Source organism: Pirellulales bacterium, assembly GCA_036267355.1.
Lineage (GTDB): Bacteria > Planctomycetota > Planctomycetia > Pirellulales > DATAWG01 > DATAWG01.
Genome location: DATAWG010000023.1, coordinates 20,045 through 44,347 on the forward strand (window position 1 = coordinate 20,045; position 24,303 = coordinate 44,347).

Consider the following 24,303-nt stretch of genomic DNA (forward strand, 5'->3'; position numbering starts at 1 on the left):
TAACGTCAGCACACCATAGCCCTCCTGCCAGCGGAGCTTGAATTGGTGGAAGACGTGGCCCATAATCTGTGTTCACGTAGGGGCTAAAGCCGACCAAGGCGAAAAAGCCCCGTGAACGGGGCTAAAAAAACGCTTCTTTAAATTGCTTTCACAGGCGTAAACGCCCGTGCTAGGGAAAAGTCGAGTCTTGTTCAAAAGTCGAGTCTTGTTCAAAAGTCGAGTCTCGTTCGATCGGCAGGCCGGTCCGCGGCTTGGTTCATTCGTCATTCTTTAGACATTCGCGCTTCGTGCTTCGTCATTTCGTCGGCAGATTGGGGTGTGTGTCGGGGCCGAAGTAGCGCAGGCCGACCAGCGGTTCGCTGCCCGTGTTCTCCACTTCGACGCCGGCCGCCGCGGCTTCGGCAGTGATGAACACTTCGTCTTCCGTCGCCGCGCCGAAACGGATCATAGCCGGCGTTTGCAGCGGCAGCTTGCCGATCCGGCCGCGGCCTTGCACGGTGATCCAGCCGCTCGCGCCGGGGTCTTGCAGCTTGCAGCGAGCGCCCGGCTCAATCGTCAATTCCTTGGCGCTGAAAAGCTGCTGGCCATCGACTCGGCCATAGACGATCCAGCGGTCGCAATAATCCTTGCCGCTGCGGGCTTCGTCGACGATCGGCTCCAAGTAGTTGTGCTCCTTGAAATGCGTGTCGACGTTCTTTTCCCAATCGAGCTCGGAAATGATGAAGTCGAGATCGTGGTGCTTTTCCTTGGGCATGTCTTTGACCAACAGCGACCAAGGCACTTCTCGCCCTTCCACCAGCGATTGAAACATGCCGAACACGTCGCTACCCCATTGCGGTTCGTAAGTGCATAGCGAACCCGGGGCGTGCAACACGCCGGGCGGAATCAGCCAGCCGGTGCCGCGCTTCAATCGATAGGCCCGCGAAAGATCGAGAATTCCGTTGTCGCCTTTGCTCCAATCTTCGAGGCATTTGCGGAGCTGCGCCTTCGTGGTGCCCGGCTCGAGGCCCATGAAGGTGTAGGCGAAGTTGTTGTCGACGTTGTTATATTGCGGCGGGAAGTAGTAGCTTTCGGGCTTTCCTTCCTGGCCGACGAGCTTCGCGTGCTCGAATCCCTGGTGCATGTGATGCGGGATCGGGCCCATATTGTCGAAAAATTTCGAATACACCGGCCAGCGCTTGTAGCGATCGAACAGGGCTTTGCCGATCAATCGGGGCCCGGCCTCGGCCACGGCGTCGCGGAGCGTGAATCGCGAGCCCTCGAAGAGCACGTAGCTCAGGCCCTCGTCGGGCGTGCGGTTTTCGTTCGCGGCTTCGGTGGTGCTGCCGAACCAACGCTCGTCGATCCCGCCGCGATCGGCGCCGAACGCATACCAATCGTCGGGATGCAATTTGATCCGTTTGCCCGGATGTAGAAAACTGCGGGGCACCCAGGTGGGCGTAAGGCGAAGCAGGCCTTCGCCGGCTTCCATGGCACGAGATAAAGGCTGTCCTACGTTGGTCATGATTAGGGGCGAGGGGCTAGGGGCGAGAGGCGAGAGGAAGAACAAAGGCGAACCGCAGACGAAGCGAACGATGGCTTATCGTTGCACTCCCACTGGGATGCGGTTTGATAAGCATCCGTTTTATTCATCGCGCGGGCGCGATGCAAGTGGCCCAAGGTGTTGCAATTTCTCTTTGCCGACATGTAGAAGCGGCAACTTGCCGCTTTTCGGAATGCGGCCGGATGCCGCACCTGCGGGAACGCCATAATCTCTTGGCATGCGCGTGGCTCGTGAATTTTGACCGCCAGCCGCAATCGGAGATAGAATGGCACCCCATGGAAGGGTTCGCCATTGGGCCGTGGCGAATCGGCTAGCTTCGTTCTATCGCGATTTCGGCGAGCCTCGCGCTTGTCGCGAGCCCAAGTGGGGCAAAGCACTTTCTTGGGGGACGACCAATGCGGAACCTGGCCGTATGCACTTGCGCCCTTGTTCGTCGCGGTAGCGCGTGCAAGCGCGCTCGGCTGTCCGTGGACCGACAGCACTGGCACTTTCGAGCTCGATGCGGAGTTCGTGGCACTCGACGCCGGCAAAGTCACCCTCAAAAGAGCGCTGGCGCCGCGGTTCAAATACCGCTCGAGCGGCTGAGCAAGACCGATCGGGACGAGGCCCTCAAGCTAGCTGCGAAGCAAAGACACGATCGCCCCGCCGGTTCCGACAACCTGCGGGAGAGGGCGGGGCGAGGGGTTCAAAACCGGAAGTCATTTTTCGGCCGAGTCTATTCTCCTAAAGCAAGCTGTTGGAGACGAGCCAAAAAGGATGGCCGGGGAGCCGTCGCTCTGCGAAGCGGATCCGCCACTGGCTGGCGGGCCGGCTTCTCGGGAACGGCCGGAGGCGTTGTCCGAATCCGATGGGCCGGCTCGATCCGCCAGCCGAACGGATGCGGCGCCAAAGGCAATTCCGCTTCGCGCCTGAGAATGCAAAAGCCGCCAAACGCCGGTGTCTCCCCCGCCAGTGCGCGTGCCGAAAGCCACCGAATCAACCCCGTTTTGCTGGCGCCGCCCGCGATCGGCGCGTCTGCCTCTTCCGCTCGCCCCTCGTCCCTGGCCCCTCGCCCCCCGCCCTGCTTCAGCAGTGCCAGAGCCGCTGATGGCTCGATGCCGGGCCGGCCGTTGTGGCCCACCACGATCGGTGCGTCGGACCGCTCGAGCCCAAGGCGCCACGACGCTTCGATCCCCCGCCGCATCGAATGCCGGATTAACCCCACCTGCGGGTATTCGGTCACCAGTTCTTCGGCAACCTCGCACGTGGCGTCGGTCGAGCCATCGTCGATCAGCACCAGTTCGAACCAGTGGGCCAGTTCAGGCAGCACATCGAGCAGCCGATCCACATCGGCCGCGAGCGTCGCTTGAACGTTATGGACGGGCAAGAGAATGCTGAGCGGAGGGGACACAGAAGGCATTGAGGCTGTGAGACTGTGAGGCGTTGAGGGGGGCGACGCGCGAAACCGCAAGCGAGCTTCATTATCAAACACACGTCGAGGCTCGCTTGCGGTTTCGCGCGTTGTGCAAGTTGGTCGTCGACGGAATGCAGTTACCGCAATCATCGGCCGCCGCCGCCGACCGCTTCAATGGCTGCGCAAAGATCGACTTTAGATGGAAAAAACCGACGACGCCGATTGTTCCGCAGGCGGCAGGCCACCCGGCCGGTTATAATGCCTCTTTCGCGATCAATTTTCAGCAGCAGCCAAATCGCTCCCACGGCGGAGCGGCTTGCGATCCATGCGGCAATTCAAACCATGACCGACCCAACTACTTCCCCGGCGCCCGACTTTTCCCATGGCGACGGCCTGCTGCCGGCCATCGCGCAGGATGCGGATACGGGCGAAGTGTTGATGCTGGCTTTCATGAATGCGGCTAGTTATGCTGAGACCCTGGCCACGGGCCGAGCCGTTTACTACAGCCGCAGCCGAAAGCGATTGTGGCGCAAAGGCGAGGAAAGTGGCCATGTGCAAGAAGTGCGCGCGATCTATGTCGATTGCGATGCCGACACGATTCTACTGAAAGTAAAACAAGTCGGCGCCGCGTGTCACGAAGGCTACCGAAGCTGCTTCTTCCGCGAAATCGCGCCGGAGGGAACTCGCGTCGTCGGGGAGCGCGTGTTCGATCCGGCGGCGGTGTATGGGGGAGGGGCGAGGGACGAGCGACGAGCGGCGAGTGAAGAGAAGAAGAATCCCGACGAACGCGCGACCGGCCTTTAGCCCCCGCCCGCTCGCCTTCGGCGCTCACAGCCACTCCGCCTGCCACTCCTTCCAAGCCGTGCACCACACCCCTCAAGCCTCACAGCCTCAAGCCTCACAGCTTTCAAGCCTCACAGCTTTCCTCGTAACCTTTTCCCGCCCTCGGTCATTCCTATAGCAGCGTGGGTCCAGCCGGCGCATTCGCCTGGCTGAAGAATTCTCAACGACGTTCGGTCGAATCTCGCCATGAAGCCGCTGCTCGCCTCGATTACTGCTCTCATTTCGCTCGCGCTGGTGGTTTCGACCGCTCGCGCCGAAGGAGAATGGGAGATTACGCCTCAAAGCCGAGCGGCGCTTGCGCATGGGCTTGAATGGCTCGCCCAGAACCAGGGGCCCGAGGGCAATTGGCAGTCGAACGATCTGGGGTTGGTGAGCATGGGGGCCCTGGCGTTTTTGGCCGACGGCCACACGCCCGGCCGAGGCAAATACGGCCGCAACGTCGAGCTCGCCCTGAACTATGTGCTGAGCCATGCCAAGCCGTCGGGGCTTTTGAACATCGCCGACGCCCAGCGCGATATGTACAACCATGGCCTGTCGACGTTCGTTCTCGGCCAGGCGTATGGCATGACGAACGATCAGCGAATCAGTTCCGTGCTCGAGCGAGCATTGAAGCTGATTGCCAACACGCAGTGCAAAGACGGCGGCTGGGATTATCGCGCCGGCACGCAAGACCACGGCCACGATCTGAGTCTCGCCGTGATGCAGGCCAAGGCGCTGCGCAGCGCCGTCGATAGCGGGCTGGAGGTTTCGCCCGAGGTGATCCGCTTGGCGATTCGCGATGTGCGCGAGCACTACAGTTCCCGCGGCGGCGCGCAAAACGAAGCCGATCAGGAGCATGAGCCGGGGCAGTTTACTTACATGAAGAACGGCGGCCAGCCGAGCATCGCCATGGCGGCCGCGGGCGTGGTTTGCCTGCAAGAGTTCGGCCAATACGACGACTGGCGAATTCCAAAAAACATGCAGGTGCTGACCAAGGATATCAAGGACAAGATCAAGCCGGGGGCGCAATACAACCGCGACGGCAAATCCGCCTTCGACTCGTACACGCTCTACTATATCGGGCAGGCCATGTATCAGGTCGGCGGCACGTCGTGGAAGGAATTGTATCCCTTGGTGCGGGATAATTTGATCGCCACGCAAGTGCGCATGCCCGGCGATCCGCATCTCGACGGCGTGTGGCACGACACGATGCGCGTCAGCGGCCAGCCGGGCGATCTGTATGCCACCAGCGTTTCATGCTTCATCCTGGCAATTCCGAACCGCTATCTGCCAATCTTGCAAGAAGGAAAGATCAAGCAATATCAGTCGGAGGGGCAAGCGACGAAGTAGCCAGGGGCGGATCGGGTTGGTCCGGCTTTCCAGCCTGACGGACGGCGGCGATCGCCGTATCCATAGAACAGCAGCCGTCAGGCTAGAAAGCCTGACCTACGGAAAAATCGACTTCATGCCAAGTTTTCTGCCGGGATTTGGAATGTTCGCCGTGGCCGGGGCGATTGCCGCCGCCGGGCCGCTGGTGATCCATCTGCTCAATCGGCGGCGCTACCGCGTCGTGCCCTGGGCGGCGATGGATTTCTTGCGCGAGGCGATCAATCGGAATCGCAAGATTTTGCAGCTCCGCGATATTTTGCTGCTGATCTTGCGCACGGCCGCCGTGCTGTTGTTCGGCTTCGCGCTGGCCCGGCCATTTTTCGCCCGCACCTCGAGCGATCAGGTCACGCCCGGCACTCCGCTGCATGCCATCCTGGTCGTCGACAACAGCATGAGCATGTCGTATCGCCAAGGGACCGACACGCTGTTGGATGAGGCCAAAGCGCGCGGCCGCGAGTTGATCGAAGCGCTGCCGGAGGGAAGCCGCGTGACCGTGCTCCCCTTGTGCGGCGGAGTGACCTTCAGCCGCGACGCATATCGCACAAAGAAAGACGCCGAAGACGCCCTTCTGCGAATCCCGGTGGTCGATCGGGCGGGCACCGCTGCCCGCGCCGCCGATCTGGCCCGTGAAGGAATGCAGCAAGCCCCCGACGTGCCCGAAAAGGCCAAGCGAATCATCTTTCTCAGCGATCAGCAGGTTCAGAATTGGAAGGGCGTAAACTCGGCGTCGCTGCTGAAGGGTTTGCCCGACCTGCAAGTGGTCGATGTCTCGCCGCGGAATCCGGAGAATAGTTGGATTTCGGGCTTTCGCGTGCTCGACGGACTGGCCGATGTTTCGACGCCCACGCGATTCGTCGCCACCGTCTCGCATCAAGGGCATAGCCAGCGGCAGAAAGTGCCCGTCACCCTTTCGATCGATGGCGCCGAAGTGCAATCGAAGACGATCGATCTGAATCCGGATCAGACGACCGAAGTCACCTTCGAATATCTGTTCAATGAACCTCCGGAACAGGGAGGCGTGCGCTGGGCGACGGCCAAAGTGTCGCTCCCCTCGGATCGTTTGACGATCGACGATTCCCGCTATCTGGCCGTGCCGGTCGTGGCGGCGCTGCCGGTGGTGTTCGTCGATCAATACGGCGAATCGGAAGATCCCAAGCGGAACCGCTTCGGCGAAACGCGCAATTTCCGCGGGCTGCTGGCCCCGCAAACGACGCGCGGGCAAGAGCAACTGCACTTGGTGCATGTCGTGCAGCGGCGGATGGACCAATTGGACGAACACGATCTGCGCGACGCCCGGCTGGTGGTGATCGCCGGCGTGGCGCGGCCCGAATCGGCCGACAACGTTCGCCTGCTGCGCGACTACGTTCGCCAAGGCGGACAATTGGTGATTGCCGCGGGAGCCGATTTCGATCCGGCGGCATGGTCGGAGGAAGCGTGGCTCGACGGCGGCGGAATCCTGCCGCTGCCGCTTGCCCCGCAGCCGCTCGGCCGCACGCCCGAAGAGCTGGGCAACGGAACGTTTGGAAACGCCAAGTCGGCCACGAACGATGCGGCCGTCGGCGATTTCAAGGTGTTTTCGTTGAGCGTCAATCCCAGCGACATTTCCTCGAATGCCTATTTCCAGCTTCCGCAAACCGAGCCGCAAGACATCGTCGATTCGCTTCGCGAGCCGACGTTTTTCAAGACGGTCGTTCCGGTCGAAGACAAAGGCGCGATCGATCGCATGGTGGCCGCCGAAACCAAGCGAATCGAAGCCGAGCGGAAGCAATTGGCCGATATCGACACCCAGATCCAAACGCTTTCGGAAAAGGAATTGCGCGGCCAGCTCGACGCCGGCGACCGCGCGAATCTCGATCGCCTGCAGCGCAATCGGAACGAGATTTCACCGTCGTGGCTCCTCTTCGATGCCCAGCGCGACGCCTCGGATGCCGACCTTTCCGCGCCAGAGTTGGCCGAGCGATCGCGGCCGATCGTCGAATTGCGCTACGACAATCAGCTGCCGTTCCTCGTGCAACGCGATATCGGCCGCGGCCGGGTAATCATGCTCACGAGCGGATTCTTTTCCGATTGGAACGACATGCCGCGCAAGAACGCCGTGTGGCTGGTCGATCGGATTTTGCGGTCGCGGATCGAATCCACGCTGCCGGAGCGAAATGTCGACACCTCCGCCGCCCCGGTGATGGTCAACGTTCAGCCAAGCCAACGAAACGAGCCGTTCGTCCTGGTGCGGCCGGGTGGAATCGAGCAGCCGCTCGAGGTCGAACGACGCGGACGAGATAATTTCGTCGTGGCCGTGTCCGACTTCGCCCAGCGCGGCATCTACCGGGTCGCGATTCGGCGACCGGAAAGCGCCGGCGATTCGCCGGCGGAAAACGCAGACAAAAACGGCGCGGACAAAACGAACGACACTGTCGCCGCGGATCCAAAGGGCGCCGTAAATGCCTCGGCGACGGTCCCCGCCGGCGGAAAAACCTCGACCGCCCGAAAACTGGCTTGGGAAGCCGTCATGGCCGCCAACGGCCCGATGGACGAGTCGAAATTGGCCTCGATCGACGAACGGGGCTTGGCCGAGCGGATGTCGGGCACCACCGAAAATGGCAACTCGACCGCGGCTGGCGCGAATTCCGCGACCAGCGCGGACACGGCGAAAGCGGCGACGGTCGCGACCGCCGATTCGTCGGCCGGCCCGCGCTACCAGTGGGTTCCTCGTGGCCAGCCGATCAGCCTCACCGGCGCCGAAGTGTGGGGGCAAGACACGTGGTGGTGGCTTTTGTTGGCGGTGCTGGCGTGCCTGATTCTCGAATTGACGATCTTGGCCTGGCCGACTGCGTCGCAGTCGCTGGCCGCTCGACGGGAAACCGCCTGAAACGGGATGTTGCCGGATGTTGACTGAATTTCTAGGCCGGTTGATGGGGGTTGAAAACCTCCAGTCGATCAATTCGATGCGGATTTCCCTCGCCGCCCCGTGGGCCCAGGCCGGTCCGGCTTGGGTGCTGTTCGGCTGTGTCGGGCTGGCGCTATTGGCGCTCGTGTTCTATTCCCGTGGGCAGCCGCACGGGCATCCGAAAACGCGCGGCATCTTGGCCGTCGCCCGGGCGGTGCTGCTGGTGCTGCTGTTGCTCATGCTCGCCGATCCGGTGTTGAAGATGGATTTCACCAGTCGGCCGCGGCCGCTGTTGTGGGTGATGTTCGATGGCACCGAGAGCATGGAGATCCACGATGAAATGACCGACGCGGCCCGCGCCAAGCTGGCCGAGGCAGTGGGTCTGAATTCGCAGCAGGGCGCAGAAACATCCTCGCCGGTGAGCACGTCGGCCACGCAGTCCAAGAATCTCTCGCGGATGGATTACGTCAAGGCGCTCGTGAACCGCTCCGGCGACGACAATCTATTCGCCCGGCTGGAAAAAGAGTTCCGCGTCGAAACCTATATCTTGGATCGGCCCGACGGCGTGCGCCGCTTGGAGCCGGCCGAGGCGCCGCGCGAAACAATCGACCCGGCGTTTCTCTCGAAACAGTTGACGACCAAAGGCCAACTGACCGCGATCGGCACGGCGTTCGACGATCTGGCCCAGCGGCATTCGACGAGCAATCTCGCCGGCGTGGTGATGTTCAGCGACTTCGGCAACAACAATGGCCCGGCCCCGGCCGGAACGCCCGATTCGCCGGTCAAACGGCTGGGCGTGCCGGTCTATGCCGTCGGCGTCGGGCCGCAGACGGCGGTCGATCTGGCGACCGAATTGGAAATGCCGCGGCAATTGAAGAAAGCCGAGCGACAGGAAATCAAAGTCATCCTGCGGCAAACGGGTCTCGAAGGCCGGCGGGCGAAGATCTCGCTCGTGGCCCGGCGCAAGATTGGCCCCGATGTGTCCGACACCGACGTGATCGAGATCGGCTCGCGCGAAGTGCCGCTGCTCGGGCCGACCGTGGAAGAACGATTCGATTTCGTTCCGCAGCAGACGGGCGAATTCGAATTCGCCGCCGATGTCGAGCATCTCGAAGGGCAAGTCGTCGATCAAGGAAATCATGCCCGCCGCGATGCCACGGTGATCGACGATTTTCTGCGGCTGATGTACGTCGAATACGAGCCGACCTGGGAATGGCGGTTTATCAAGGAAGTGTTTCATCGCGATCCGCTCGTGGGGATGCGCGGGTTCCGCACCTTCTTGCGGTCGTCGGATCCGAAGGTGCGCACCACGAATCCGCTCTTCTTGGCGTCGATGGTGCCCAAGCGAAGCGATTTCCTGGCCAACGACGTGATCTTCCTCGGCGACATGCCGGCCTCGGCCCTGAACGAGCGGTTCTGCGAACTGACGCGCGAATTCGTCACCCAGTTCGGCGGCGGATTGGTGGTGATCGCCGGGCCGCGGTTCGGACCGGGCCAATTGGCCGACACGAAGCTGGCCGACATTTTGCCGGTGGTGGTGGATCCAACGGCGCATTTGCGCGACGAGCGGCCGTTCCACATGCAACTGTCGCTCGATTCGCTGCGCTACAAATTCATGCAGCTCGGCGACTCGCAGTCGGGGGGCGATGCGTCCGACGAAGCGAACCGCAAAGCGTGGGACAACATGGGCGAATTGCCCTGGTATCAGCCGGTGAAATGGGCGCATCCGCTCGCCACGGTGCTGGCCGAGCATCCCAGCGATCCGACCGCCGACGGCAAGGCCCATCAACCGCTCATCGCCATCCGCGAATTCCCCAGCGGCGGCCGAGTCGTGTATCTCGGCTTCAACGAAACGTGGCGGCTGCGTCGCAAATATGGCGAATTGTATTACCGCCAATTCTGGGGCCAGATGATCCAATACATCGGGCTCAGCAACCACATCGGGCTGGAAAAGCGATTCATCGTCAAGACCGATAAATTGCAATATAAGCCCGACGACCGCGTGCGGCTCACCGTGCAGGCCTACGACGCCAACTTCGAGCCGCTCACGCTCGACAAGCTGCCCGAGCATACGCTCACGGCCGAACTGCTTTCGCCCAACCGCTCGGCCGGCGGCCCGATCGAAACCGAAACGCTCAATATCTCGCAGCTCAGCAAGGGCACGTTCGAGATCGAATTTCCCGTGTTGATCGCGGGGGGCTATCGCGTGCGGGTCCATGATCCGATCACGAACCAAGCGAAGGAAGTTACCTTTCGAGTGGTGAATCTATCTCCCGAGCAACTCACGGCCGTGCGCAATACGGCGCTGCAAGATCAGATTGCCGGCGAAAGCCAAGGCAAGAGCTACGACCTGGAAACCGTCAACCGCTTGCCGAGCGAAATCAATCTGCATCCGGTCAAGGAAACGTCGACCAAGGTGTTCGCCTTGTGGAGCACCTGGCTTTGCTTCGGCCTGATGGTGGCCTTGATGCTCGGCGAATGGCTGTTCAGGAAATTGATCAATTTACCGTAAGCGAGAGGAAATCGCTGGTCGGCGGGGCCCTCCCTCGCTCACGCTTCGGGCTGGTGTCGCTTTGCGAAGCGTCCATACAAGCCCGAAGCGTTAGCGAGGGTGAACCGCCGGTAGATACCGGGTTCAACTCGGCCGACAAACAGAACGACAATCATGTCCCAATTAGCAACCCTTCGTGAGCAACTCGGCAGCCTTCGCCGGCGGCGGCAGGGCATTCGCCTCGGCACGGCCTTGGTGGCGCTCGTGGTCGCGCTGCTCTGGACGCTGGCGGTGATTTTTCTCTTGGATTGGCAACTCTCGATGTCGCGGCCGCAGCGGTTGCTGGCCATTTTGTTCGGCGCGGGCGTAATGATTTGGGCGTATTTGAAATATGCCCAGCCGTTCCTCGGCACGCGCGAGACCGAGTTAGACGTCGCGTTGATGGTCGAGCGGCAGCAGCAGATCGATAGCGATCTGGTGGCGGCGCTGCAATTCGAATCGCCCGAGGCGTCGAAATGGGGTTCGACGCAGTTGGAAGGGGCGGTGATTTCGTATGTGTCGGAATTCAGCCGCGGTTGCAACCTGCTCGAAGGCTTTTCGGCCGAGCAATTCGTTCGCCGTGGCTTGGCATTGATCCTCACGCTCGTGGTCGTGATTGGAGCGGTGCTTTGGCAGCCGCGCTACGCGGCGACATTTTTGAACCGCCTCGCCATGGGCTCGCGCCATTATCCGACCCGCACTTCGATCGACCAACTGACCGTCAACGGCACGGTCGTGGCCAGCGACGGCCAGATCGTTCGCAGCGGCTATGGGCAGCCGGTCGAATTTGCCGTTCAGGTTTCGGGCGAGATGCCGATCGACGTGCGGCGGATCGAGCTGACAAGCGTTGCCAGCGGCGTGTCGCGGCCGATCGAGCTCACGAGCCTCAAGCCGAAGATTCGCATGAGCTCCGCCGCCGAAAGTTCCGCTGCTGAAAGTTCCGCGGCCAACAGCGCTGCCTCGGATCCGAGCATTCTGTATTTCCGCGCCCAGTTGCCGGAGTTGGTCGATTCGTTGCAGTTCCAAGTGTTTGCCGGCGACGCCTGGACCGACCCGGCCCATTTGGAAGTGATCCCGCTCCCGGAAATCCAACCGACGCTCACGCCGACGCCCCCCGCCTATGCCCGGCAGTCGATCGCCACAAACGACGAGCCGGCCGGATCGCGGCAGCTATCGGTGCTGGAAGGGTCGCGGGTCGATCTGGAACTCGAGTGCTTGAACAAGCGGCTGACCGCCGCAACGCTGATCGTCGACAAGAAATCGTATCCTCTTGCGGCTCGCGATTCCGACGGCCGCCGCTGGGCATTGCCGGCCGCTGGCTCGCCGTTGGCCCGGATCGACGAAGCGACGAAATATCAAATCCAGGTGACCGACGAAGACGGCCTGCATTTGCCGCACCCGATGGAAGGCTATATCCGCATCAAGATCGACCGCCCGCCGACGATCACGGCTTCGGTCGACGTGCAATACTTTCTGCCGAACAGCGGCTTGCCGGAAATCCGCTACACCGTCAACGATGACTACGGCATTTCGGCGATTCGGGCGTTGGTCGAGATTCAACACGACGCGAGCCAGCACGATTCAACACAGCACGATTCAACACAGCCGGACGCAGCGCCGCCGGATGCAGCGCCGCCGGATGCCGGTGCGGTCGCCGTTTCCGCCCCGCAAACGCTCGATGTGCTGCCGATCGCGGCCGACAAGCCGCTCGTGCCGCCGAAAATTCCCTCCACCGGCATCTATCACCTGCCGCTTTCGACCTTGAACCTCGTCAAAGGCGATCAGGTGAAAGTAACGCTGCTAGCGACCGACTACCGCGGCGATCAGCCGGGAAAAACGACGAAATGCGAGCCGCTTGTGTTGCAGATCACCGACGAGAGCGGGATCATGGCGGCATTGGGCGAAACGGATCTCCGCGCCGCCCATCAAATGGATGTCCTCATACAACGCCAAACGCAAACCGGAGGGTTGAAATGACCAGGATGCAGCGACCCGACATGCAGCGACCCGACATGCAGCGACCCATCACTCGGCGTCACATTCACTCGGTTCGCCGGGTGCCGCTGCTGGCTTGCCCAGCAGTGCTCGGCGTTCTCGCACTAGTATCCATTGCGTTCGCAACCACCGCATATGCCCAGCGTCCGGCGGCAAAAACTCAGCTTGCCAGTCTCGACGCACCGCAAAATCCGCTCAGCCCCGATGCCCTGCGCGCCCGGCAAGAATTGCAGCAGCGTGCCCGCGATCTGGCACGCGAACTCGTCGGCAACATGCTCGACGTGCAATTGAAGCAGCTCGAGCAAAACGGCTTGCAAAAACTGGAAATCTATCGCGATATCCAAACGATGCGGAAGCATATCGACTCGCTCGTCGAAGCCGACATGCGCGAAGTCGTGGCCCTGTTGGTCAAAGCCCAGCAAGCCGACCCGAAAGACCGCGGCCCGCTGTTCACGCAAGCCCGCACCAAGATTCGCACGATCGTCACCAAGCTGCTCGCCGAACGGCAGAATCTGGCCCGGCGGCTGCGTGTCGCCGAATTGGCCGCCCAAGTTCGTTCGCTGATCGAAAAGCAAACCAACGTTCGCAAAACGACCGAATCCCTCTCGGATCAAGCCCAGCAGCGGCAGGTGGAACTCGCCCTGGTGACGATTCAAGACCAGCGCGATATCAAGAGCCTGTTCATTCAGTTGGTCGCCTCGTTGAAAGACGTGTCCGGCTGGGGCGGCGAACTGGGCGCCGGGGCCGCCGATGGCCTGCGGATTCTTCAAGCCGGGCAGGCGGGCAAGGAAGTCGACAACGCCGGCTCGTCGCTCGAATCGGCCAAATACGCCGCGGCCGTCAAGAGCCAGCAACTCGTGATCAACACCCTCAAGGCATTGCTCGACAAGCTCGAAGGCCTGCAAGGCTTGATCGGTTCGTCGAACGAAGAAGCGCTGGCCCTGGTGCGCGATCTGGAAAAACGTGAGGCCGAGGTCCGCAAGGAAACGAAGCAAGCCGACCTGCAAGACCAACCCACCAACGACAAGCTCGTCGATCAGCAGACCGAAATCCACAAAGACCTGGCGAAGCTGAATGCGACGCTAGAAAAAATCCCCGTCGCCCAAGCCGAGCTCGAGCAAGCCAAGGCCGCCACGCTCAAGGCAACCGGCGATCTGTTCGATGCCAAGCAGCCGGATGCGGTGGAACAAGAAACCAAAGCCATCGGCGATCTGGCCGAAATCGAGCACCGTCTCGAACAAGCCGGCGATCGGCAAACGGCCGACAAGAGCGCCGCCGAATTGGCCAAACAGCTTGAAAATCTAGAAAAGGCCCAGCAGCAGGTTGCCGAGGCGCAAAAGCAAGAACAGCAGGCCGCCACCGAAACCAAGGACAAGCCGCAACAGGCAGCCGGCGAGGATAAGCATGCCGCCGAGGAATTGGCGAAAGCCGCCGAGCCGTCGCCGTTGCCCGAGGCCGTGAAGTCGCGGATCGAAGAGGCCAAAGAAGCCGCCCAAGACGCCGCCAAGGCCGACGAGGCCGCTGCCACGCCGGCCGCCAAGGCCGCCGCCCAAGACGCTGCCCAAGAGGCCGTCGATCGCGCCGCCGCGGAAATTGCCGCTGCAATCAACGACACGAAGCTCGATCAGAAAGCCGTCTCGGCCGGCGAATTGGCCCGGGCCGCGGAAGCCCTCGAACGCGCCGCCGCCGCCGAAAAACAGGTCGCCAAGGAAACCGGCGATGCCGCCAAAAATAAAGGCCTGACCAAGGACGAAGCGAAAAAACTGGCCGACGATCAAGCGGAAGTCAAGCAGGTTGCCGAGAAGGTGGCGGAAGGAGTGAAAGACCGCTCCGCCGACGCCGCTGCCGCACTCGATGCCGCGAAGGCGCCAATCGACGACGCGGGCCACGATCTCGTGGCCGCCGAGAAGCAGCCCGGCGATGCCACGAAGCCGGCCGATGCCGATGCCGCGAAAAAGGCCGATGCCGCGGCCGGCAAGCTTGCCGAGGCCGCCGCCGATTTGCGCAAGGAAGTCGCCAAGGAAGCCGGCGAACTGGCCCAAATCGCCGACGAACAGCTCAAACCCGTGGTCGAGCGCCGCCAGGATGTGCAGGCCGAGCAGGCCAAGCAACCGGAATCGAAAGCCGCCGCCTTGGAAAATCTCAAGGAAGCCGAACACAAGGTCGCAGCGGCCCAAGCCGCCGAGCAGCGGGCCGAGGGCCATCCCGCAGCCGCCGCCGCGACGGAGTTAGCGCAAAAAATCGCCGATGCCGCCGACGCGCAAAAAGCGGCCGACCAAGCCGCGAACGATTTGGCCCAAGGCAAGGCCGATTCGTCGTTCGACGCCGCCACGGCCGAGCAGAAAGTTGCCGACGCGGCCGCGGATGCGAAGAAGGAAGCCGGCGATCAAACCGATGCGAAGTCGCCGGCGCACGACGCGGTCGACCATGCGTTGGACAAGGCCGCCCAAGCCGCCGCGGAAGCCGCGAAGCAAACCGTGGCCGGTAGCCCGCAAGCCGCCGACGCCGCCCGACAGGCCGCTCGCCAGGCACTCGCCGAAGCGGAAAAGGCGGCCCAAACCGAAGCCCAAGAAGCCGCCCAAGCCCCGGCCGGAAAGCCCGACCCCGACGCGCAAAAAGCCGTCGGCCAAGACGCGGCCGATGCCCAAAAACTAGCCGCCGATGCCGCCCCCAAAGCGGCCGAAGCCCTCGATCACGCGGCCGACGCCTCAGGCCAGGCCGAAAAGGCGCTCGCCGATAAGAACCAGCCCGCCGCCGCGCAGGCACAGCAAGCCGCCGACAAAGGCTTGGATCAAGCTGCCAAGCAAATCGCCCAGGCCGAAAAAGATTTGGCCAAGCAAGAGGCCGGCGAAGTCGGCCAGCATGCCGGCGAAATCGGTCAGTTGGCCAAGAACACCGCCCCGGTCGATCCCGACGCCGGATCGGCCCTGCACGAAGCCGAAAAGGCCGCCGAACAAGCCGGCCAAGGCGACAAACCGCAAGGCGACCAAGGCCAAGCCGACAAAGCCCAAGCCGACAAAGCCCAAGGCGACAAAGCCCAAGCCGATAAAGCTCAAGGCGACAAAGCTCAAGGCGATAAGCCGCAGGGCGACCAAGGCCAAGCCGATCAGCCGCAGGGCGATCAAGCCCAGGGCGATCAGGGCCAAGCGGCTGGCGACAAGCCGGCCGATGCCGCTGCTAAGGTGGGCGACGCTTTGCAGAAGGCAGATGCCAGCCTCGCCGCTCGGCAGCAACGGCTCGAAAACGCCAAGGATTTAGCCCAACAAATTGCTGCCGACGCCCAGAAGCAGCAAGATGCGCGAAACGAAATCGTCGCCGATGCCGCCAAGCTTGCCGAAGCCACGGCCGATGCCGCCGCGCAAACGCCCCCCGCCGGCCAACCGGCCGGCGATGCCCCCGCCGACCATCCGGCCGGCCAGCAGCAGAATGCTCCGCCGGCCACGCCGGCTCAACAATCAGCGGCTGCCGCGCTCAAGGGCGCCGAACAGAAATTCGCCGACGCCCAAACCCAAATCGGCCAAAATGCCGAACAAGTTTCCGGCCAAACCGAAGTCGCCAACCAGCCGATCAAAGAAGGCCTCGAAGCCGCCTCGCAACTCGGCCAAGGCGACCAACCTGCGGCCCAAGACCAGGGCCAACCGCATGACGCCGGCCAACCCGAGCAAGGCGATCACGGCCAAGAAGCCGGCGATCACGGTCAAGAAGCCGGTGATCATGGCCAAGAGGCCGGTGATCATGGCCAAGAGGCCGGCGATCATGGCCAAGAGGCCGGCGAACACGGTCAGGGCGAACACGGCCAAGGCCAAGGCGACCCGGCCCAAGCCCTCGGCACGGGCATTGTTCCCAACGCTCCGGAAGCGACCGCCCAACAGATCGCTGGACCGGAGGCTAATGCAGAAGCCGCCCAAGCTGCCGGCAACGAACCAGGTCAGGGCAGCGAACAAGGGCAGGGCAATGAGCAGGGGAACGAGCCCGGCCAGGAACAAGGCCATGGCCGCAAGGCCGAGTCGCACGTCGGCAATGCGTCGGCGGTCGGTGGCGGCGGCGCGGGAGTGAAATCGGGGCAGAAGACGAACAATGTCGTGCCCCCCGCGAGCGCCTTGCAAAACCAGCAAACCGCACTCCAACCGAACGACAGCCGCACTCCCGACGACGCCACCAAACACGAAGCCGAGCTTTCCAACCGCGCCGCCTCGAAAGAAGCCCCGTGGCTGGCCAAGCTTCCGCCTGAAGTCCGCAACGCCATCCGCGCCAAGGCACACAAGCCGGCCCCGAAGGTGTATGAAGACCGCTTGAAGAACTACTTCGAAAACATCCAGGACGGGAAATGACGAATGTCGAAGCACGAAGGTCTAAAGAATGACGAAGCACGAATGACGAATGGGCGCACCATCATCATTCGCGCTGTCGGCATCCCCTCGCCGTTCGCGCCGCCAACAGTTCGTCATTCAGTCATTCGTCATTCTTTAGACATTCGTCATTAGACATTAGTCATTTACACCCTCGTCATTAAACCTCGACACGACCCAAGTTGGAGCCCGCCATGTCCACCACTGCCGCCGCCCCTCCCACCGCTTCCGCCGCCGATGTTGCCGCCGTGCAACGTTGCGAACAAGCCTATAACCGTATTCGCGACGAGCTCGGCAAAGTGATCGTCGGGCAGGGCGAAGTGATCGAGCAGGTGCTCACCGCCGTGTTCGCTCGCGGCCATGCCCTGTTGGAAGGCGTGCCGGGGTTGGCCAAGACGCTACTGGTCAGTTCGCTCGCGCAGGCGTTGCACCTATCGTTCAAGCGAATCCAGTTCACGCCCGACTTGATGCCGAGCGACGTAACGGGCACGGAAGTGATTCAGGAAGATTTGCAAACCGGCGCCCGGCAATACAAATTCCTTGCCGGCCCGGTGTTTGCCAATCTGCTCTTGGCCGACGAAATCAATCGCACGCCGCCGAAAACGCAAGCCGCCATGCTCGAAGCGATGCAAGAGCGGCAAGTGTCGGCCGGCGGGCAGGTTCACAAGCTGCCGAATCCGTTCTTCGTGCTCGCTACGCAAAATCCGCTGGAGCAAGAAGGCACCTATCCGCTGCCCGAAGCGCAGTTGGATCGCTTCCTGCTCTATATCAAGGTGGATTACCCGAGCCCGGCCGAGGAATGGGAAGTCGCCCGCCGCGTGACAACCGGCCTGATGGGCACGATCACTCCCGTTCTTTCCGGCGACGATATCATCGAGATCCAGAAGCTGGTTTCGCGCGTGCCGGTCAGCGATCAAGTGTTGGGCTATGCCTGGGCGCTGGTTCGCGCATCGCGGCCGCACACGCCCGAGGCGCCCGATTTCGTCAACCGCTGGGTGAGCTGGGGGGCCGGGCCGCGCGGTGTGCTGACGCTCGTCACGTGCGCGAAGGCTCGCGCCATTTTGTACGGCCGCTACCATGCCACGGTCGGCGACGTGCAAGCGGTCGCCAAGCCGGCCTTGCGGCATCGCATCGCCAGCAACTACGCCGCGCAGGCGTCGAACGTCGGCAGCCAGCAATTGATCGACATGCTCATGGAAGCGATCCCGGCCGACAAGAAATACGAGAAACCCGCCGCCTAACAAGAGGGGCTAGGGACGAGGGGCGAGGGGCGAGTGAAGCAAGGCCACTCGCTCCCGCCCCGAATCCTGGCCCCCCGAGTTTTTTCCTCGCCCCCCGCCCCTCGCCCCTCGCCCATCACTATGGCAAAAAGCGTTCTCTCCCGTTATCTCGATCCCGAAGTGTTGGCCCGCATGGCGGACCGGCACATCGAGCCGCGCGGCTTGGTGATGGGCAATCTCGCCGGGGCGCATAAATCGCCCCTGTCGGGCTTTGCCGTCGAATTCGCCAGCCATCGCGAATATGTTCCCGGCGACGATCCGAAGCACATCGATTGGCGCGTTTATTTCACGCGCGAAAAATACTTCATCAAGCAATACGAGATGGAGACGAATTTCGTCTGCCATCTGATCATCGATTGCAGCGCTTCGATGCGCTACGGCGAAGATCGCGAGCAAAAGCTGCTGTACGCCGCCCAAATGGCCACGACGCTCGGCTATTCGATCATCCGCCAGAGCGATAAAGTGTCGCTGGCCACGTTCGACGATCGCCTGCGCGGCATCCTGCAGCCGAGCAATTCGATGGCCCAGGTGGTCCGCATGACCGACCATTTGGACGAGCTGAAGCCGGTCGAGAAAACGCGCATGTCCGAATGCCTGACCGAACTGGTCGGCCGGATGCATCGCCGCGAGATCGTGATGATCTTCAGCGATTTCTTCACCGATCTCGACGCCCTCGAGGCCGTGTTGCAGCGGATGCGCTATCATCGCCACGAGGTAGTGCTGTTTCAAATCATGCACCACGACGAATTGGCGTTCGAGCTCGATGGGATGATCAAGTTCCAGGGCCTGGAAATCCCCGAGGAACTGTTGGCCCAGCCCGAGGATTTGCGGCGCGGCTACTTGAAGGCGGTGGAAAAATTCAACGGCCGCTTCGAAGAAATCTGCCGCAACAACATGGTCGAGCGCATCTTGGTCGACACCAGCCGCAGCATGGGCGAAGTGTTCGTCGATTATCTCAACCAGCGCAGCCTGTTGAACCGCGGGCGATAGCCGGCGACGCTCGTGCAAGTGCGGGTCGATCCCGAACTGGGAACGATCGGCTGGCCCAACGGCGCCGACCTGGATGCCGACGTCCTATACGCCGCCGTCGCCGGACAATCCATTGGCATCGCACAGCAAAAAAGCGGTGCGGGCTAAGGCAAACGTAAATCAAGAACCGCAACCATCTAGCTTGGGCGTGCTGGCGGAACCAATGAAACGCTACACGAAGAAAAATTTCCCGACCGACAAGGTGCGGCGGTTTCTCGAGCCTGGGCCGATCGTGCTCGTAAGTTCGGCGTACAAAGGCCAGCGCGACATCATGACCTTGGGCTGGCACATGGTGCTCGGCTTTTCGCCGTCGCTCGTGGGCTGCTACATCTGGGACCAGAACCATAGCTACTCGCTCGTGCGCAGCAGCCGCGAGTGCGTGATCAATCTTCCGACATCCGATCTGATCGACGCCGTGATCGGCATCGGCAACTGCCACGGCCCGGAAGTCGATAAGTTTGCGAAATTCGGTCTCACCGCCGCCGCGGCCAGCGAAGTGTCGGCCCCGCTGATCGCCGAGTGCTACGCCAATTTCGAATGCAAGCTCACGGACGCCAAGCCGGTCGACCGCCACGGCCTGTTCATTTTCGAGGTGGTCAAGGCGCACGTCGCTGTGTCGCCCAAGTACCCCAAAACCGTTCACTACCGCGGCGATGGCGTGTTCATGATCTCGGGCCCGTCGAAGAGCTATCGCCGAAAATTCAAGCCGGAGAACTTGTAGGGGAGGCTGTCGAGCTTTGGATCGCTGCGTACACCAAATGCCGGCGGGGTCGCGCGCCGGATTTCGGGCCGCGCCACGAATCGCTTCGGCGCGTGCTCATAAGTCATCCGGCGACAACCCAGTCCGCTTCGCAACTCGCGCGAGCATTCGCGGCCCGATTCTTCACCGTCGTGGAAAGCAAAGACGAAGTCCGGTCGTCCGGGAGATGCCAGTGTGCGATGAGAGCCGCCTTGTCTCTTGATCGACCAGCCATTTCGCAGGAGCACAGCCAATCCTTGCCCGCCTTGGTCGATCGCCATTGGCTCATGCGACCTCCGAGAAAACGCCGGCTAGTTCTGGTACGGCTTCGCCGTGTTCCCGACGGTCGGCGACACGCGGAGCGCAAGCACTTCAGCCCGAGCAACCGCTTCCTCGCGCGTTGCACCGTACGCCAATACGCCGTCAAGTTCTAAGACCTCCGCGAGCCAGCGGCCGTCGTCTTCCTGTTCGATTTCAACGGAAAGGCTCATGGCGAGAATCTCGTTCGTGCGCAGCGGTTGTAAATGCTCTGTGTCCTACTTGCGTCACAACAGGTGGACAATCTTCTAGTCTCCTTCCGCCGGCGGCGGGGCGAAGCCGCGGCGCAAGGTGTTTTCGGTCACGGTGCGCTCGACGACGAATTGCAGTAGGTAGTCGGGGCCGCCGGCTTTGTCGCCGATGCCGGAGAGCTTGAAGCCGCCGAACGGCTGGCGATTCACCAGCGCGCCCGTGATCGGGCGGTTCAGATACACATTGCCCGCCAAAAGCTCGCGGGCAGCGCGGTCCAAATGGGCCGGGCTGCGGCTGTAGATGCCGGCCGTCAGGGCGTAGTCGGTGTCGTTGGCGATCCGCAACGCTTCGCCCAAATCGGCGGCGCGGATCACCGACAACACCGGACCGAAGATCTCCTCCTGCGCCAATCGGCTCGACGGCTGCACGTCGGCGAAAATGTGCGGGCCAATGAAATAACCGCGCTCGGCCAACACGCCGATATCGACCGCCAGCACCTCGCGGGCCTCGCGGCGGCCGAGATCGATGTAGCCGCGGATTCGCTCGAACGCCTCGGCATCGATCACCGGCCCCATTCGCGACGACGGATCGTCGGCCGGGCCGATCTTCAAGCTGCGCGCCGATTCGGTGAGCCGATTCAAGAAGGCCTCATACGCCGAGCCCACGACGATGCACCGCGAGCAGGCCGAGCATTTTTGTCCCTGGTAGCCGAAGGCGCTCGTGACGGCGCCGGTCACGGCTTCGTCGAGATCGGCATCGTCGTCGACGATGATCGCATTCTTGCCGCCCATCTCGATGATCACACGTTTAACTTGCCGGATGCCTGTGGCGCTGGCGGAAATTTCGGCCGCGCGGCGGTTGATCGCCAGGCCGACGGTCCGCGAGCCGGTAAATGCGATCAGGGCGACGTCGGGATGATCCACGAGCGCGGCGCCGACGACTTCGCCTTGGCCCGGCAGATAGTTGAGCACGCCCGGCGGCAAGCGCACGTCGTTAAAAACATCCATCAGCTTTGCGGCAATCACTGAGGATTGCTCGGCGGGTTTCATCACCACCGTGTTGCCGGTAGCCAAGGCGGCGGTGGTCATGCCGGTGAGAATCGCCAGCGGAAAATTCCACGGGGCGATCACGGCCGCGACGCCGCGGGGCAAATACTCGGTGCGATTTTCTTCGCCCGGCACGTGCACTTTTCGCCCGGTGTCCAGGGCGACGGCCGCTTGGGCATAATACTCGCAATAGTCGATCGCTTCGCAAACGTCGCCATCGGCTTCGCGCCATGTTTTGCCGCATTCGGCCACTTCCCAGGCGGCCAATTCGAATCGCCGGCTGCGCAGCGCTTCGGCCGCTCCCAGCAAATACTCGGCCCGGCCTTGAGCGCCGAGCGCGATCCAAGCCGGCAGTGCGCGCCGAGCCGCGGCGACCGCATCGGCCGCATGCCGCGATTCCGCCGCCGCCACGATGCCGACGGTTTGGGCGAAATCCGAGGGATCGATCGATTTCAGCGAGCCGCTGGTCGCCACCGTCTGGCCGTCGATCCACAGCGGATAGGATTGCCCCATCTCGGCGCGGACATGATTCAGCGCTTCGCGCATCCGCAACCGGTTTTCGGCAATCGCGAAATCCGCCAGCGGTTCGTTGCGGAAACAGGCTTGAGGCTTGAGGCTTGAGGCGGTGAGGCTGTCAGGCGGTGAGGTTTCGGGATGCTTTCCGACGCCGATCGAACTTTCTTTGATGTCCTCGCCCCTCGCCCCTCGCCGCTCGCCCCCACTTTGATTCGCCATAGTTCCCTCCTGGCCCCTGATCCCCGACCCTTGACCACTTTCCTCGCCCCTCGCCCCTCGCCCCTCGCCCCTCTCTTCCGGATTCATCAGCAACTTTTCCACGGCAACATGTTGCGACAGGCTGGCACGGACGAACGATTCATTCGACGTGTTTTCCAGCAGCCGGCGCACCAAATACGCCATGCCGGGAATCAACTCGCCATAGGGCATGTAAATTCGCATCCGTTGGCCGAGATCGACGATGGCCTGTTTTTCCGGATCGGCCATGCCGTAAAGCATCTGGATTTCGTAGGCGCTCGGCGGCAGGCCGAGGAATTGGGCCGTCGCGATGCCGTGGGCCAGCGAACGGACGTTGTGGCTGCCCAGCGCCGGGCGCAGCAGGTCGGCGCGTTGCAGAACGCGCCGCGATGCTCGCTCGAAATTCGCGTCGGTTTCGAATTTATTGCGAAACACCGGCACGGGCCAGCCGCTGGAAATCGCATGCACCGTCTCGTAGTCCCAATAAGCCCCTTTCACGAGCCGCACCCAAACCGGCGTTCCCCGCTCGACGGCCCAATCGGCGAGCCGCTGCAAATCGCGCTCGGAATCTCGCAAATAACATTGGATGACGATCCCGACGTCGGGCCAATCGCGAAACTCGTCCTCCGCCAGCACCGATTGAAAAATCGCCAACGTGAGATCTTTGGCCGCGTACGATTCCATATCGACATGCACATGTGCCCGATGCCGCCGCGCGGTCCGCAAGAGCGTCCGCAAGCGGGCGGCGACTCGCTGCGTGGTTCCGTCCGGATCGATGGGGTCGAATTGGCTATCCAGCGCCGAGAGTTTCACCGACACATTGACGCGCGGGATCGGCCCACGATCGTCGCGATCCAATCGCGTCACCTCCGGCCAGACGTTTACGGTCGGAGCGATCGCTTCGATCAGTTCGACATAGGCCCCGAGATACCGCTCGGCCTCGACTTCGCTGGTGACCGCCTCGCCGAGGATATCGAGCGTGAAGGCCCGTTTGCCGAGCCGTTCGGCATATGCCGCTTCGAGCACTTCTTTAGCCGAGCTACCGGCGATGAAACGGCGTGCGTTCGCCGCGGCGCCCGTCCGGGCGGCATTCGCCAGCATGTGCTGGGCGGGGCCGAAGCCGCGGGCGACATCCAAGCCGACGCGAGCCGCGCTCGGCAATCGATCGCGCACCGGCCCGAGATACTCTTGCAAATGCCGCGCGACACTCTTGCTGTCGGCGAGCATCGGCAGCACGTCGATGAAGCGAAACATTTGCACTTTGACCGCTTCGTCGCGCATGGCCCATTCCATGAGCCGCTCGTCCCACCAGCCGCGCTGCAGAAATGTGAGCCGGCGGGTGTCGAGGTGCGCAAGCAGCCAACGGCCGACTTCTTGTGTCGTTCGCTCGATGCTGGCCAAGTCGGCCGCGCTGAAGTCGGCGGGTAGCGAAGGCTGCGGCAAGACGAGGGGCCAGGGGTCGGGGGACAGGGGCCAGAGAATCGAGGCGCGATCGACATCGACGGCAAGTCGCGGACGGTAGTCCGCTGCCATCGGCCGATCTGCACGCTCGCTCCAATTATTAGCCCTCGCCGGTCAAGCTAGAAGAGCAGATTCCGCCGCGAGCATTCGCCGGGAAGCCCGCAGCGCAAGCAAGGACGGAAGAGGGAGTTCGGCCGCAAATGACGGCAGCGCCGTCGTCGGGGCAGCCCCGCGCCGGAAACCGCGCCTAGAACCATCCCTTTTTGTCCACAATATAGGTCTGATAGAAATCGGCGTCGCTCTTGGTCAGATAGATGATGCCCTCGACCAAACCGATAATGCCCATCGGAATCGCGCCGATGCCGCAGGTCAGCACCGACACCAGCAACATAATGAGGCCTGGTTTGGTCAGTCCGATGATGAACTTATGGATCCCCAAGGCACCGATCAGAATTCCACAGATTCCCGCGGCAACGCGTTTGCTGCTATCCGCGCTCGGCTGCGACATTTCTTCACCTTGATTTGAGAGGACTTGCAGTAACCGCTGAAGCCGCAGAAAAATCCCGCTGTCCGTGTCGGC

The 24,303-nt window shown here is 62.4% G+C and carries 13 protein-coding genes and 1 pseudogene; 9 read left to right on the forward strand and 5 right to left on the reverse strand.

Annotated elements, in window-relative coordinates; genetic code table 11:
- Window positions 1–295: 295 nt before the first annotated feature.
- Window positions 296–1,471 carry a hypothetical protein gene (locus VHX65_03635; GenBank protein ID HEX3997624.1) on the reverse strand — a complete coding sequence of 392 codons (1,176 nt, stop codon included), beginning with the start codon at window positions 1,469–1,471 and terminating at the stop codon, window positions 296–298.
- Window positions 1,472–2,258: 787 nt separating this feature from the next.
- Window positions 2,259–2,933, reverse strand: a complete 675-nt coding sequence (locus VHX65_03640; protein ID HEX3997625.1) for a glycosyltransferase — start codon at window positions 2,931–2,933, stop codon at window positions 2,259–2,261.
- Window positions 2,934–3,278: 345 nt separating this feature from the next.
- On the opposite strand from VHX65_03640, the pseudogene hisI reads away from it, so the two are divergent.
- From hisI to VHX65_03685, 9 genes and pseudogenes are all read left to right on the forward strand, one after another.
- Window positions 3,279–3,665 (forward strand): annotated as a pseudogene (gene hisI / locus VHX65_03645) (phosphoribosyl-AMP cyclohydrolase).
- Window positions 3,666–3,965: 300 nt separating this feature from the next.
- The gene (locus VHX65_03650; protein HEX3997626.1) at window positions 3,966–5,108 is read left to right on the forward strand and encodes a squalene--hopene cyclase; all 1,143 of its coding nucleotides are present in this window, start codon (window positions 3,966–3,968) and stop codon (window positions 5,106–5,108) included.
- A gap of 115 nt (window positions 5,109–5,223) precedes the next feature.
- Window positions 5,224–8,013, forward strand: coding sequence for a BatA domain-containing protein (locus VHX65_03655; GenBank protein HEX3997627.1), 2,790 nt, complete (start codon window positions 5,224–5,226; stop codon window positions 8,011–8,013).
- Between the two features lie 16 nt (window positions 8,014–8,029).
- Window positions 8,030–10,543 carry a hypothetical protein gene (locus VHX65_03660; protein HEX3997628.1) on the forward strand — a complete coding sequence of 838 codons (2,514 nt, stop codon included), beginning with the start codon at window positions 8,030–8,032 and terminating at the stop codon, window positions 10,541–10,543.
- A 153-nt stretch (window positions 10,544–10,696) separates the two neighbouring features.
- Complete coding sequence (locus VHX65_03665; GenBank protein HEX3997629.1) at window positions 10,697–12,538, forward strand: hypothetical protein; 1,842 nt, start codon at window positions 10,697–10,699, stop codon at window positions 12,536–12,538.
- The gene (locus tag VHX65_03670) at window positions 12,535–16,887 is read left to right on the forward strand and encodes a hypothetical protein (protein HEX3997630.1); all 4,353 of its coding nucleotides are present in this window, start codon (window positions 12,535–12,537) and stop codon (window positions 16,885–16,887) included. The genes VHX65_03665 and VHX65_03670 overlap by 4 nt, the downstream gene beginning before the upstream one ends.
- Before the next feature lie 212 nt (window positions 16,888–17,099).
- Window positions 17,100–18,146, forward strand: coding sequence for a MoxR family ATPase (locus VHX65_03675; protein HEX3997631.1), 1,047 nt, complete (start codon window positions 17,100–17,102; stop codon window positions 18,144–18,146).
- A 120-nt stretch (window positions 18,147–18,266) separates the two neighbouring features.
- Entirely contained in the window at window positions 18,267–19,175 is a 909-nt protein-coding gene (locus tag VHX65_03680; GenBank protein HEX3997632.1) for a DUF58 domain-containing protein, read from the forward strand.
- 202 nt (window positions 19,176–19,377) lie between these two features.
- Window positions 19,378–19,935 carry a flavin reductase family protein gene (locus VHX65_03685; GenBank protein HEX3997633.1) on the forward strand — a complete coding sequence of 186 codons (558 nt, stop codon included), beginning with the start codon at window positions 19,378–19,380 and terminating at the stop codon, window positions 19,933–19,935.
- Window positions 19,936–20,264: 329 nt separating this feature from the next.
- Here VHX65_03685 and VHX65_03690 read toward each other — a convergent pair whose 3' ends face one another.
- The 3 genes from VHX65_03690 to VHX65_03700 form a co-directional block, all read right to left on the reverse strand.
- Complete coding sequence (locus VHX65_03690; protein ID HEX3997634.1) at window positions 20,265–20,444, reverse strand: type II toxin-antitoxin system HicB family antitoxin; 180 nt, start codon at window positions 20,442–20,444, stop codon at window positions 20,265–20,267.
- 75 nt (window positions 20,445–20,519) lie between these two features.
- Window positions 20,520–23,795 carry a proline dehydrogenase family protein gene (locus VHX65_03695; protein ID HEX3997635.1) on the reverse strand — a complete coding sequence of 1,092 codons (3,276 nt, stop codon included), beginning with the start codon at window positions 23,793–23,795 and terminating at the stop codon, window positions 20,520–20,522.
- Between the two features lie 175 nt (window positions 23,796–23,970).
- Window positions 23,971–24,231 (reverse strand): NINE protein, encoded by a 261-nt coding sequence (locus VHX65_03700; protein HEX3997636.1) that lies wholly within the window; start codon window positions 24,229–24,231, stop codon window positions 23,971–23,973.
- Window positions 24,232–24,303 lie beyond the last annotated feature (72 nt).